The organism is Methylocystis iwaonis, assembly GCF_027925385.1.
GTDB classification, from domain to species: Bacteria; Pseudomonadota; Alphaproteobacteria; order Rhizobiales; family Beijerinckiaceae; genus Methylocystis; species Methylocystis iwaonis.
Window position 1 is genome coordinate 258,580 of record NZ_AP027143.1, and the last position, 13,106, is coordinate 271,685.

Consider the following 13,106-nt stretch of genomic DNA (forward strand, 5'->3'; position numbering starts at 1 on the left):
TTTCGCCACGCGAAAAGCGGTTCATAAAAAAACATTCGCAAGGATATCTCATGGTAGCGCGAAACTTTATCGGACTGACGCTGATCGCTGCGGGCGCGCTCTTGCAAGCGCGCCCGGCGCCGCTGGCCGCAGAGACGTCGCCGCCAAATTCCGCTGCTCCCCAAACGGTTATGGGCGTAGGCGCGCTTGGGCGCATCGAGCCGATGTCGCGCGTCATTCGCGTCTCGCCCGACCAGGGAGCCGCGGGAACAGTCATTTCGGAAATACGGGTTCGCGAAGGGCAGGAGGTGGCCAAAGGCGACGTTGTCGCCGTCTTTAGCGACTATGAGCGCCGCCAGGCGGAGGTCGATCTCGCGGAAGCCGAATTCGCCGTCTCGACGGCGCATCTGACCGCGGCGGACGCCCAATTCAAGAAAGCCCAGCGAGATTACGACCGAAAGAATTCGTTGCGCCTTTCGGGCACGGTCTCGGCCTTCGCGTTCGACGAGGCGGAACTGCGCTCCAGCAAGGCGAAGGCGGACCTCGAAGCGACGCGCGCAAGCCTCAAACAGTCCGAAGCGAATCTTCGCCTCAAGAAGCTCCAGCTATTGCAAGCGCAGACGACGGCGCCCATAGACGGCACGATTCTCAAAATTCGTGCAAGGGCGGGCGAACGCGTTGGCGACAAGGGGATTTTGGACATGGCCGACCTTTCGTCGCTGGACGTCGTCGCCGAGGTGTACGAATCCGACATTGCGCGCGTCAAGGCTGGTCAGACGGCCGTCGTGAGGGTGCCTCCGAGCGAGGCTGCCTACGAAGCGAAAGTTCGAACGCTCGGTTTCACGGTTGAGAAGAATCTCGTGAACAGCTCGGATCCTCTCGTGGACCACGACGCCAGGGTCGTCGAAGTTCGACTGACCCTCTCCGACCCCGCGCGAAAAGATTTCCAGCATCAGATTTACAGGCAGGTTCAGGTCCACATCGCGCCATGACGTCGTTTCCAATTTTCTTCTTCGCCGCTCGTCTGGCCTGGCGGCAACTGATATACGACAAACCGAAGCTCATCGCGGCGACGCTGGGCGTCCTGTTCGCCAGCGTGCTGGTGTTCATGCAGCTCGGTTTTCTCGATTCGCTTTACGCGAGCGCCGCGTCGGCCCCGATCAAGATGCGGGCCGATTTGTTCGTGCTGCACAAGCAGACGGAGGCGCTGTGGCGGCCCGTGCAATTCGAGCGTAGCGCGTTGATGCGCGCGCTCGGCCATCCAGACATTCGCGCGGTTTATCCCATGTACATGTTGCTTGGACAATTCAAGAACATGGACACTCGCATACAGCGAACTTTGATGGTCTATGGATATGATCTCAACAGCAATCTGATCGATAGCGCCGACATTCGCGCGCGCCGCGACGATCTCAAACGCCAGGATGTCGCGCTCTTCGACATTGCCTCGAGGCCCGAGTTCGGCCCGGTGTCCGAGCAACTTTCTGAAGGGCGGGATGTGACGGAAATCAACGGGCGCAGGATCACGATCGTCGGGACGTTCCGCATGGGAACGACATTCGCCGCCGACGGAAACGTCGTCGCGAGCGAGTTGAATTTCCATCGCATCTTTCCGCAACGCAGTTTGGATAAAATAGATCTCGGTTTCGTCCTGCTCAGCTCGGGCGCCGACGTTCGCAAGGCGCAGGCGGATTTGCTCGCGTTGATGGGCCGGGAGATGCGCGTGTTTAATTACGACCAGCTTGTCGAGTTCGAGAAAGGCTACTGGGAGAATTCTGCGCCGATGGGATTTATCTTCGGCTTCGGCGTCGTAATGGGATTGGTTGTCGGCATGGTGATCGTCTACCAAATTCTCTTCACGGACGTGAGCAACAATTTGAGCCAATATGCGACGCTCAAAGCGATGGGATACTCGCACTTCTACCTCCAACTGGTGGTTCTCTCGTCCGCGATCTATCTCGCGCTTCTCGGATTTGTGCCGGGTCTTGCCTTGTCCCTCGCGCTTTATCGTCTTGCCGAACAGGAAATATTCATTCCCTTCCCGATGCCGTTCGGCAAAGTCGCGACAGTATTCGCATTCATTCTGACGATGTGCTCGCTTGCCGGCGCGCTCGCCATTCGCCGCCTCAAAGCGGCGAATCCAGCGGATATGTTCTGATGGCGCTGGTCGACGTGAAAGGAGTGAGCTTTGCTTACGGCGTCGGCGAATTCCGCCGCCAGGTGCTCAAAAATGTCGATCTTTTGATCGATCGGGGGGAGATCGTCATACTCACCGGACCCTCGGGTTCGGGCAAGACGACCTTGCTCACGATCCTGGGCGGCCTGCGCCTCGCCGTGACGGGAAGCGCCGTCGTTCTGGGCCGCGAGCTGGTGAACAGCGACGAAAATGTTCGCATGGGCGTGCGGCGACAAATCGGCTACATTTTCCAGCAGCACAATTTATTTTGGCCGCTGACCGCCATGGAAAACGTCTGCATGGCGCTCGAACTGGACGATCGGCTTTCGGAGGACGAACGCCGACAGCGAGCCGGCGATATGCTGACCGAGGTTGGTCTGGCCGACCATCTCGACCGTCGGCCGAAACAATTGTCGGGAGGACAGCGCCAGCGTGTCGCAATCGCGCGCGCCTTGGTTTCGCGACCAACGCTCGTGCTGGCCGACGAGCCAACCGCCTCTCTCGACAAGGCGAGCGGTCACGAAGCGGTCAATATTCTCAAACGCCTTGCTAAGGACTATGGCGCAACGATCCTCCTCGTAACTCACGACTATCGGATTCTCGATATCGCGGACAGGGTCATCACTCTCGAGGATGGCGCAATAACGCCCACGCGGGCGCCGTCGAGTTAACCGATAGTAGGGTCTCGACCGCGATGTCGCAATTCATTCAAAGCCCTATCGCCTCACCCTTCGCGCCGTAGCCAGCCGATCGCTGCGCCGAAAAGGCAGAGCGCCGACATGTAATAGAAGGGCGCCATGGCAAGGACGCGCTCTCCGACTAAGATGGTCATTAGAGGCGGAGTCGTTCCGCCGACGATGGCGTAGGCGGTGTTGTAGGACAAAGCAAATCCCGTGAATCGCAATTCAGGCGGGAAGCTGCGGATAATCAGATAAGGGGTGAGCGTGATCGTTCCGATCGCGAAACCGCCGATCGCATAGAGATGCAGCGTCCATGCGCTGCCGTTGGCAAGGGCGAAGCCGAGCGCGGCGACAACCGCCGCCATCGCAACGCCGCCGATCGCATAGGCTTTCCCGCCGCCGATGACATCCGTGACCCGGCCCACGAAGACGCTGCCGAGGATCAGCAGCGTTATGGACCAGCAGTTCGCGGTGAAGACATCCGCCGCCCGATAGTCGAATTGCGACTGCAGATAGGTCGGCAGATAGAGAAAATAGGTCACGAAGACGCCCGCGAAAACCCAGGTCGCGGCCATGGAGAGGAGAACCTCGCTTTTGCAGCGCGCGAAAACGAGCGAGATCGGCAGTCGGGCGTCGGCGACACGCCGCTCGCGAAGCGCCTCGAAGACCGGCGTCTCCTGCAAATATTTCCTCAGATAGACGGAGATCAGGCCGAAGACGCCGCCGAGGATGAACGGAATGCGCCAGCCCCAGGCGATGAGATCGTCGGCGCTAAGGCTCGACGTCAGTATTTTGGCGGTAAGCGCGCCCATCAATATTCCGCAGCAGAGCCCGGCCATCAGCAGCCCGCAGGCGAAGCCCACGCGGGTTTTGTGGACATGCTCGGCGCAGAAAATCCATGCGCCGGGCACTTCTCCACCCACCGACAGCCCTTGCAGCAGCCGGCAGAAGAGAAAAACAAGGGGAGCGGCGAGGCCAATCGTCTTGTAATCGGGCGTCAGGCCAACGAGCAGCGTGGGAAAGGCCATCAGGAAGAGACCAAGCGCGAACATTCTCTTGCGGCCGACGCGGTCGCCGAAATGCGCGAAGACGACGCCACCGATTGGACGGACGAGATAGCCGGCGGCGAATATGCTGAAGATCTGAAGCTGCGAGAGCCATTCCGGACTGTTTTGCGGGAAGAACACCGCGGCGAGGGTTTTAGCGAAAAAGACGCCGACGATAAAATCATAATATTCGAGCGCGCCGCCGAGAGAGGCGAGCGCCAGCGTCTTCGCCTCATTGCGTGAGAGACCGCGCTGCGCTTCGATTTGGCCCGGCGCCAAAGGCCGGAATTGAACTGTCATGGGTCTATTCCGATTCGTCGATGTCGCGCCAAGCGCTTCAGGCTTTCGTCGTCGCCACGAGCATGTCGACACCCTCACGATAAATCGATCGCACATCCGCGAAGCCGAGAGCGCACATTGCCGACAGGGTTTCCGAAGAATGCATGAGGCGATCCGCGGATTCGTCGCTGAACAAATGCACGATCCAATCCTCGAGGAGATTGTCGCGATTCGCCTTGCCGAAGACTTTGAACCAGTTGCGGATGTCCGCCTGGGGGGCGGCGGGCTGAAGGGCGTGATCGTCCAGCGCGAAGCGATTGCCGTTGATGAACAAGCCGCCCGGCTCGAGGACCCTCATCCTATGTTTGTTTGCAGCCGTCAAGCTCGCGACCGCCTCCTCATCTACTGGGGGCGAAGCTCCGTGCAGCGGTCTCTCGACAACGGCTGAGCCCGCGACCCGCCTGCTTGTCCCTCCCGGCGGCAACGCTAGTTCTTTCGCAGGCGCCTCGAACGGAGCATGCTTTCTCGGCGGAAGATCATGCTCCGCGACGCGGCGACGGCCAGGATATTCCGGGAGCGTCATGCAGGGATTGACGAGCCTCGAGGCGCGGAGCCGCCTCGCTGAATTCGGACCGAACACGTTACCAGAAGCGCGACCGCCTTCCTTCGTGGCGGTCTTCCTCAGACAGTTTCTCAGTCCGCTGATTTACGTTCTCGTGGCCGCCGCCATTGTCGCGATGGTGGTTGGAGACGCGAAGGACGCCGTCTTTATCGGCGTCGTCTTGCTGATCAACGGGATCATTGGCGCGGTTCAGGAATACTCTGCCGGCCAGGCTGCGGCAGCGTTGCGCGCGCGGGACCAGCCGCAGGCGCTCGTCCTGCGTGACGGCGTTCAGCAGGAGATCGAGGCGCGCGACCTCGTGCCGGGCGATGTCGTGTTGCTCGAAGCCGGCCGCCGCGTGCCTGCCGACATGCGGCTGATCGAAGCCGTCGACTTGCGTTGCGATGAATCTCTGCTGACGGGCGAGTCGGCGCCGGTCAAGAAAACCGGGGCGGCGAACGCCAAGGAGAGCGCACGCGAGGGCAGGGCCTTCGCGGGGGCGATGGTGACGCGCGGGCGTGGAACCGGCGAGGTGACAGGGACAGGGCTCGCGACAGAGGTCGGCAAGATCGCCGGGGAGCTCGTCAGACCATCGGTTTCGCAGCCGCCGCTCGTCATCCGCATGGAGCGGTTTTCGCAGCTCATCGCCATTCTCGTCGCCATCGCCGTCGGCGTCCTGATGGTCGTCGGCTATTTGCGCCATATGGGGTTCGTCGAACTCTTCATGATGGCGGTGGGCCTTGCCGTCGCAGCCATTCCCGAAGGGCTGCCGGTTGCGATCGCCGTGGCGCTGGCGATCGGCATGCGGCGCATGGCCAAGTCCAATGTGATCGTGCGCAAGATGGCGGCGGTGGAGTCGCTCGGCTCCTGCACCATGATCGCCACGGATAAGACTGGCACGCTGACGCGCAACGAACTCACCGTCACCCAAATCGCGCTGCCGGACGGCTCAGCTCTGTCCCTGCAGTCGGGCGAGGGACTCGACTCCTACTCTTTTCGCGGCGCGACGCGCAACGAACAAGCCGATCTTCTCCTGGCGGCCCTGCTGCGCGCGGCGGCGCTGCCCAACGAGGCGGAGATCCGGCGCGAGAAGGAGGAGATCAGGGGCGTGGGCGACACGGTCGACGTCGCCTTGCTGGTCGCCGCACATCGAGGCGGCGTCGTGCATGAGGAGCTGAGGGCGCGCTATCCGCTGGTGAAGCGCATTCCCTACGAACCGGACCTCAAATATGCGGCGTCGTTTCACCGCCACGAGGAAAAGCGCGCTGTCTTCGCTTTTGCGAAAGGCGCGCCGGAGACGCTGATCGCCATGGCCAGCCGCATGGATGTCGGCGGCGCGCTGGCTCCGATCGATCGGGAGGCGCTCTGGCGCCAGAAGGACGAGATGTCGGCGAAGGGACTGCGCGTTCTGGCCTTCGCCGAGGGCGAGGTGACGCCGGAGCCGGAGCACGGCTATGGCGTGAGCCATCTTCAAAATCTCGTCTTCCTCGGCATGGTCGGCATGCAGGATCCGCTGCGTCCGGAAGTGCGGCAAGCCATTGCAAAGTGCCGCGACGCGGGCATTGCGGTGGCGATGGTCACGGGCGACGCGCCCGGCACCGCCGCCGCCATCGCCAAGGACGCGGGCATGGTCTTTTCAGACGATCAGATCGTGACGGGCGAAGAAGTGAAGCGTGCCGAGGAAGCCGGCGAGGCGGCGCTCGATTCCCTGACCGGCCGCGCCCGCATATACGCCCGCGTCGAGCCGATCCAGAAGCTCGCGATCGTCCTGTCGCTGGCGCGCAACGGCCATTTCGTCGCAGTGACGGGTGACGGCGTCAACGACGCGCCGGCGCTCAAGCACGCGCATGTCGGCGTCGCCATGGGCAGGCAAGGCACCGATGTCGCCAAGGAAAGCGCCGACATCATTATCGCGGACGACAATTTCGCCTCGATCGTGCGCGGCGTGCTGGAGGGCCGCGTCGCCTACGCCAATATCCGAAAAGTCATTTTCCTTCTCGTTTCGACCGGCGCGGCCGAGCTGCTGCTGTTTCTGCTGACCATTCCCTTTGGCCTGCCCATGCCGCTACTGCCCGTGCAGCTCTTGTGGCTCAACCTGGTCACCAATGGCGTTCAGCACATCGCGCTGGCCGCCGAAAAGCCCGAAGGCGACGAACTGACCTATCCTCCGCGCAAGCCGCAGGAGCCGATCTTCGACCGGGTGATGATCATCCGTAACGTCTATTCGGCGTTCGTCATGGCCGGCGTCGGCTTTGCCTTGTTCTACTGGCTCATCGAGCATGGCTACGCCACGGACAGCGCGCGCAATCTGCTGCTCCTGCTCTTCGTCGTCTTCGAGAATTTCCAGGCGTTGAACGCGCGCTCGGAACATCACTCGCTTTTCTATAAGGGCCTCTTTTCGAGTCCGCTGCTCGTCGCAAGCGTGATCGGCGCGCAAGTCATCCATCTCCTGGCGGCGCATATGCCCGTCCTCGCCGATACGTTACGGATCGAGCCGCCGACGCTTGCCGAATGGGGGGCGCTTCTCGCCTTGGGCGCATCGCTGCTCGTGGTCATGGAGCTCGAAAAATGGTGGGGCGAGCGCCGCAAGCTTCCCAAGGCGCCACCCGAGGTCGCGGCCGCCGACGCGGGACTCGCCCGCCGGTATGCGCCCATTGCGGCGGGCCTCCTTCTTGTCGTCGCGGCCGGCGGGACGCTCTATTGGCAGGCCGCGCGCGAGAGCGCGCGCGACGAGCTGGCGACAATCGACCGCAGTGGGCGCGACCGGACTGCCGATGCGGAGCGCGTCGCCGTTCCGCCGCCGATCGAGGCGTCCGCGCCGGTCTCGGGGAGAATTGAGGCGGTCGCATGCCACGACGGCGCTCTGGTCGAGGCTGGGAGCGTCTGCGCCCGGATCGTTCCGCCCGAGCTCGAGGAAGAACTCGCGCGTGCGCGCAAGGCGCTGACAGTCGCTCAGGCTGCGCAGGGCAAGGCGGAGACCGGGCTGGCACGCGCCAAGGCGGCCTATGACCGCGTCGTGAGCCGGCGCGTGTCCAACGCCGCAGCCAGGGCCAATGCCCGCGGCGCGGCGGCGCGCGCGGAAGCCCGCCTGGCGCGAGTCCGGGCGGAGATCACCCGGCGCGAGGAGGCGCTGCGTGCGACGCTCGAGAGGGGCGCGCCACTGACGGCGCCCAGCGCCGGGACCGTCCGCGACAGCCGTCTCGAGTATGGCAAGCAGGTGCAGGCTGGAGAGGCGTTGCTCCAAATCGGGCCTGCCAGATAAGTCGCGCCACGCGCTTTGGCGCGTTGGGCGGCGCTCCGCTTTGTCCTGACCAAAGACGCCCGCCGGCCTTCGAGCAACTGGCTCTTCCCGCCGGCACGTAGACCGGTAGGCAGATTCAATGAAAGCAAGTTGCCTGTGTGAGCATCGAAATATACCGAGGTTGCGACCGCCTTGTCGCCGATGTCGCGTGACGAAAGCACGCAATATTCATAAAGGCCCCGACTGCGCAGAATGTAGAGCGCAAGCGGGCTTCGATTCCGAAAACGTCTTCACGCGCTTGTTGCGCCATGAGCCGTTCGCCGGTCGCTGGCGCTTCTTCCCGTTCGAGCGGTTTGCGACTCTCCTCGCGCGACGATGGGACCGGTTGCGCCCAGGCAGGCGGTTCATAGTCTAAGCAAAGCGTATAATTGTTTCCGTTGTTTCTGCATTATTCGGCAAATGCTTCGCGCACTGAAATGCGTCTGGTGAAGACACATTCACGCCGCAATCTCTACGAAAACATGCCTGACTGAACCTGTCCGACGCGAGACGCAATTATGAAGCTACGGAATAAGACCGCGGTCGGTGTAGCGATTGGTGGCTTTCTCACAGCCACGAGTGGAAACGCTGCACAAAGCCCAAACGACATCGAAGCACGCCTGCATGCGCTCGAAGCGCGCGTCGCCAAGCTACGGCCGCTCGAGGCGGAGATCGCCAAATTGCGTCGTGAGGCGCGCGAAGCGAAGGAACAGGCTCGGCAGGCCGCGAGCCAAGCAGGCAATGTCGCCAACGCCGGAACGGTCAAAGGGCCGCCCGGTCCGCCTCCGCCTCCCGTCTTTGTATCCTTCCGAAATGGTCTCTACGCCGAGACCGAGGACAAGGCTTATAGCTTCAAGATTGGCGGCCGGATGCAGTTCGACGGCGGCGGGGCGACGCAGCCGCTCAACGGTTGGGATGGCCAGGCAGGCGTGCGGCAGGTGCGTCTCGAAATCGAAGGAAAGGCGGCGAAATACTGGTTTTATAAGCTGCAGTACGATTTCGCCGGCTCCCAATATGGCACGCCATTCAACGCGCCGGTCCAAGGGGGCATTCGCGACTTCTATATCGCGTTCCAACATCCGATGCTCAGCTTGCCGTTCACAAAAGACCCGGCGTTTATCCATGTGGGAAGCTACTTCGAACCCTTCAGTCTCGAGTTTACATCCTCGTCTCGATTCCGTGACTTCATCGAACGGGCGATGCCGGTCGAAACATTCGCGCCCAGTCGTCATCTTGGCGCGGCGATCGGCGCATATGGCGGCAATTGGTCGGCGAAGGGAGGCATCTTCACGACGAGCTTCGAAGACCTCAATACCAATCCTGCGGTTGGAACCCCCGCTGTGATCGGCGTTCCGGCCAAGGCGGGCTGGGTCCCAACGGGAGGGGGGCAATATTTCGAACTCTCCGGCCGCATGACTTATGCGCCGATCATGACCGAGCATGATCTTCTGCACGTCGGGATATCGGGGCGTTTTCACCAACCGAACAATGCGACGGGGCTTTCGGATGATCGTGCGCTCAGAGTCGGCAATCGAATTCGCTCGGAGGCCTATATGCTCAATCAAGGGCTGCTGGGGACTCCGGATCTCTCCTGCGGCTCGGTCGCCTTCCCGTTCGGCGCGACGGCCGTTTCCGGACACTGCGTCAAAAACATCGAGACATTCGGGGTCGAGCTGTCCGCGGCTCATGGGCCTTTTTCGTTGCAGGCGGAGTATTTCGGCCAGTTCGTCAATCGCAACGCGACCAATATCCTCCTCTCGCGTCTGGCGGGCGCCTTCGCCCCGGGAGGCGCTTCGCAGTATTTTAGCGGCTACTATGTTTACGGCCAATGGTATCTCACCGGCGAGGAGCGCGCGGCCGCGTACAACGTCGGTGACAAACTCGGCGCGAATTTCACCCAGATAAAGATCAAGCACCCGCTGAGTGAAGGCGGCTTCGGCGCGATTGGCGTCGCGGCGCGCTACAGCGAGGTCAATTTGAACAGCGGGCCATTCTCTGGGTCCGGCCTCTACAATATGCTGGCTTACACGACGTCGATTGCGCCTAATCCTGCGGCGACCGCAGCCATCGCCAACGCGGGTATGGTAGGCGGGCGCCAGGAGAATGTGACCTTGGGGCTCAACTGGTATCCCGATAACGGCCTTCATTTCCAGTTCAACTGGGTTCACGTCCTGCATGCGTCCGCGCCCTTGAACGATTACGCCTTCTTCACCTCGGGCGTGCCCGCCCGTCAGGGACCATATATGAATGGGGCGCACCCGAACCTCTTTGAAGCGCGCGCCCAGGTTTATTGGTAAAAGTGCGGCCGTTTCGGCCCGTTCTGTAATACGCGATCCGCTCGAATGGTTCGTCGCCACTCTCGACGCTCGCGTCGCGAGCGATCGGGAATCCAGAGTAAGCCAGCGTTTTTGCGGCTCTGGATTCCCGGTCGTGATCAGGATCGTATTTCGGAGTCTTCCAGGGCCTCTTCAACCTCCGCCTGGTGAGCGGGCGTGTGCAAGGCCGCCTCGTCCTTGGGTAGAAGATGGCGGGGCAAATAAAACTTGTTTGCGATGAGTGTTGGAAGCAAAGCGGTTCCTATGATCGCGGCAACCAGGGTTGAATATTGCGCGTCATCGATAATCTTGTTGGAAAGGCCAAAGAGCGCCGATATCGTCCCGAAAGTCAGTCCTGAGGCCATCAGCAAGGTCGTGTACATAGCGTCCTTGTGCGGCGCGTTGAATGCTCTCGCTACAGGGTAGACGCTGACGATCTTGGCGCCGATCTCGACGATAAGAAGCGCGACGACGCCGAAGGGCGCCATGAGCACCGTCGGGATGGACACGAAGTAGCCGGCGCGGACGAAATAAAACGGCGTCAATAACCCGATGGTGATCGCACGAAGACGCTTGACCAACGCGGCATCGCGCCCAACGCTCCCCGCAAGCGCCATCCCGATCAGATAGGCGGGGAGCACCGCTTCGCTGCCTGCCCAAACGGCGAGCGCGCCGAGGCCCATCAGGCAAAAGAGCAAGAATTTGGCTTCGAATTCCGACGGCTTGCCGCCAAAAATCGCATAAGCGCGCGGCGTTATTTTTGGCAGGCCGACAAAGGCGCCGCCGAGGGCAAGAACGAACGCCAGCGTCTTCCAGGTGAAGGGGGCGAAGACGAGCCCGAGGGTGATGACGGTTCCAAGGTCGGTGATGAAACAAGCGGCAAGGATCGTCTTGCCATATTCGACCCGGTTGAAACCGTATTCCATCATGACCGTATAAACGACGGCGACGGAGGTCGCCGCCAGGGCGATGCCGGCGAGAAGCGCGGGCGCGCTTTCCCAACCAAGGAGATAATGGGCGGCCGCCCAACACCCTATTGCTGGCAGCAAAAAGCTCGCCGCGCCGATGGCCGCCGCCTCCCGCCACTTCATTTTGAAGACGTCGGGGTCGAGTTCCGCTCCGGCAAGAAACGTCAGCAATATAGCGCCGATGCCCGCGAACGCCTTGACCCATGGCTCCTGGACCGAGAAGGCGCCGTAATAGCCGAGGGCGCCGAGCGCGGAGCCGGCAACCATGCCCACGACAATTTCCACAAGCGCCGTCGAGAAGCGATAATGGTGCGCGATGACGCTTGCGACAAGCGCTAAAGCGAAAACCAATGCGACTTGAGCCCAAATCCCTGCCATAACGTCCCCCGTGGTGTTTTATCGCGCGGCAAAGCGCTTGGTTTTCTTGGATTGCGGAGCCGCGGCAAACCCGAGGTCGGTCCCTGCCGCTGCGCCAAATAAAATCATTGGAAGCACCGCTTGCGCGCAAATGCGCCAATACCGAAGCCTGCCTGGTAATTTAGAAAGCTCAGCTCAGTGTGCGCTGGCCTCCCTTTCCATGACGCACCGGCCATCCCCTTCGTTTACGTCGCGCACGATATTCTTCTTGACGATCTCATCCGCGCGAGTCTTCGCTTCAGCAAGATCCTTATTGAATATCCCGGTCGTATATTCGCTCGTCGAGGTTTTGACGGTGGAGGCGGCGAGCGGCGCGGGCTCCGCGCCGACGTTGATCGATGTGACGGTCGAAAGGCCCGGACGCAACGGGGTCTTCTTGAGTTCGTCGGGATCGATCGCAATGCGGACGGGCACGCGCTGGACAATGCGGATGAAGTTGCCGGTTGCGTTATCGGGCGGCAAGGTGGCGAAAACGCTGCCGGAGCCCGGCACGAGGCCCTCGACGGTCCCGTGGAAAATCGCGCTCGACCCGTAGAGATCGACTTTGATGACCGCTTCCTGGCCGGGGCGTACCCGCGCCATGCGGTTTTCCCACAAATTGGCCTCGACCCAAAGATGGTCGAGGGGGACAATGTTGAGAATCTGGTCGCCGGGCCGCACACGCTGCCCGACTTGAACCCGCCGCTTGGCGACATAGCCAGTCGTCGGCGCTCGAATGCTCTGGCGCAGGAACTCGATATAAGCGTCGTTGAAGCGCGCCTTGGCAAGCTCGACATCGGGGTGTGTCGTTGGCGTCACACCGCCAAGCCGCGACTCCATCGCCTGATATTCCGCACGGGCTTCCCGCAGATCAGCGTCCTGCGCGGCGAGCGTATCTTCGGTATTCTGCAAAATCTGACGGGAGGCGGCGCCGCTCGCCGCCGCCTGCTTATAGCGTGCAAGATCATGGATCGTTCGCTCGCGAACGGCGGCGCGCGCCGTGACCTTCTGGCAGATCTGCCGGCGGTTGGCGAACAACGCCCCAACATTTCGCACGGCGCGACCAAGCTCTGCTTCAGCCTGGGCCAGCGCAGCGCGCGCCCGCTGCTCGTCGAGCTGAACGAGCACGTCGCCTTCCTTCACGAGTTGGGTTTCTTCGGCGAGGACCTTTGCGACGACGCCGGTCGCGTCGGCCTGCACCGGAAGAATGTTACCGCTGACAAAAGCATTGTCGGTCGTCACCCAGTCCCGGTCGTAGGTCAGATAGCGATAGGCGACGGCCAACACGCCAACGACGACTCCGATCGCCACCGCCTTCAGCAAGAAATTGCGGCGCGCGCGTATGCTTTTGCGGGAGAGCGGGGCGTCTGTCTGTTCCGCGTTCAA

9 protein-coding genes are annotated in these 13,106 nt (G+C 61.8%); 5 read left to right on the top strand and 4 right to left on the bottom strand.

Going from position 1 to position 13,106, the window contains the following annotated elements; all coding sequences use genetic code 11:
- Nucleotides 1-50: 50 nt before the first annotated feature.
- From QMG84_RS18970 to QMG84_RS18980, 3 genes are read left to right on the top strand one after another with little or no spacing between them, the layout of a single operon-like run.
- Nucleotides 51-971, top strand: coding sequence for an efflux RND transporter periplasmic adaptor subunit (locus QMG84_RS18970; protein WP_281932220.1), 921 nt, complete (start codon nucleotides 51-53; stop codon nucleotides 969-971).
- Complete coding sequence (gene devC / locus QMG84_RS18975; RefSeq protein WP_281932221.1) at nucleotides 968-2,137, top strand: ABC transporter permease DevC; 1,170 nt, start codon at nucleotides 968-970, stop codon at nucleotides 2,135-2,137. Before QMG84_RS18970 ends, devC begins: the two co-directional genes overlap by 4 nt.
- Nucleotides 2,137-2,826: an ATP-binding cassette domain-containing protein gene (locus tag QMG84_RS18980; RefSeq protein WP_281932222.1), complete on the top strand. Its 690-nt coding sequence runs from the start codon at nucleotides 2,137-2,139 to the stop codon at nucleotides 2,824-2,826. The genes devC and QMG84_RS18980 overlap by 1 nt, the downstream gene beginning before the upstream one ends.
- Before the next feature lie 53 nt (nucleotides 2,827-2,879).
- Here the strand turns inward: QMG84_RS18980 and QMG84_RS18985 are convergent, their stop codons facing one another.
- Both QMG84_RS18985 and QMG84_RS18990 read right to left on the bottom strand, forming a co-directional pair.
- The gene (locus QMG84_RS18985) at nucleotides 2,880-4,181 is read right to left on the bottom strand and encodes an MFS transporter (protein ID WP_281932223.1); all 1,302 of its coding nucleotides are present in this window, start codon (nucleotides 4,179-4,181) and stop codon (nucleotides 2,880-2,882) included.
- 37 nt (nucleotides 4,182-4,218) lie between these two features.
- Nucleotides 4,219-4,518 (bottom strand): hypothetical protein, encoded by a 300-nt coding sequence (locus tag QMG84_RS18990; RefSeq protein ID WP_281932224.1) that lies wholly within the window; start codon nucleotides 4,516-4,518, stop codon nucleotides 4,219-4,221.
- Between the two features lie 223 nt (nucleotides 4,519-4,741).
- Between QMG84_RS18990 and QMG84_RS18995 the strand changes: the two genes are divergently transcribed.
- Nucleotides 4,742-8,023 carry an HAD-IC family P-type ATPase gene (locus QMG84_RS18995; RefSeq protein ID WP_281932225.1) on the top strand — a complete coding sequence of 1,094 codons (3,282 nt, stop codon included), beginning with the start codon at nucleotides 4,742-4,744 and terminating at the stop codon, nucleotides 8,021-8,023.
- Between the two features lie 536 nt (nucleotides 8,024-8,559).
- Nucleotides 8,560-10,338: a carbohydrate porin gene (locus tag QMG84_RS19000; protein ID WP_281932226.1), complete on the top strand. Its 1,779-nt coding sequence runs from the start codon at nucleotides 8,560-8,562 to the stop codon at nucleotides 10,336-10,338.
- 137 nt (nucleotides 10,339-10,475) lie between these two features.
- Here the strand turns inward: QMG84_RS19000 and QMG84_RS19005 are convergent, their stop codons facing one another.
- Both QMG84_RS19005 and QMG84_RS19010 read right to left on the bottom strand, forming a co-directional pair.
- Nucleotides 10,476-11,702: a cation:proton antiporter gene (locus tag QMG84_RS19005; protein WP_281932227.1), complete on the bottom strand. Its 1,227-nt coding sequence runs from the start codon at nucleotides 11,700-11,702 to the stop codon at nucleotides 10,476-10,478.
- Nucleotides 11,703-11,876: 174 nt separating this feature from the next.
- The gene (locus tag QMG84_RS19010) at nucleotides 11,877-13,106 is read right to left on the bottom strand and encodes an HlyD family secretion protein (RefSeq protein ID WP_281932228.1); all 1,230 of its coding nucleotides are present in this window, start codon (nucleotides 13,104-13,106) and stop codon (nucleotides 11,877-11,879) included.

Coding starts and splice junctions, on each gene's coding strand:
- QMG84_RS18995 (WP_281932225.1), top strand. CDS start 4,742: ATGCAGGGATTGACGAGCCTCGAGGCGCGGAGCCGCCTCGCTGAATTC.
- QMG84_RS18980 (WP_281932222.1), top strand. CDS start 2,137: ATGGCGCTGGTCGACGTGAAAGGAGTGAGCTTTGCTTACGGCGTCGGC.
- QMG84_RS19000 (WP_281932226.1), top strand. CDS start 8,560: ATGAAGCTACGGAATAAGACCGCGGTCGGTGTAGCGATTGGTGGCTTT.
- devC (WP_281932221.1), top strand. CDS start 968: ATGACGTCGTTTCCAATTTTCTTCTTCGCCGCTCGTCTGGCCTGGCGG.
- QMG84_RS18985 (WP_281932223.1), bottom strand. CDS start 4,181: ATGACAGTTCAATTCCGGCCTTTGGCGCCGGGCCAAATCGAAGCGCAG.
- QMG84_RS19005 (WP_281932227.1), bottom strand. CDS start 11,702: ATGGCAGGGATTTGGGCTCAAGTCGCATTGGTTTTCGCTTTAGCGCTT.
- QMG84_RS18990 (WP_281932224.1), bottom strand. CDS start 4,518: ATGAGGGTCCTCGAGCCGGGCGGCTTGTTCATCAACGGCAATCGCTTC.
- QMG84_RS18970 (WP_281932220.1), top strand. CDS start 51: ATGGTAGCGCGAAACTTTATCGGACTGACGCTGATCGCTGCGGGCGCG.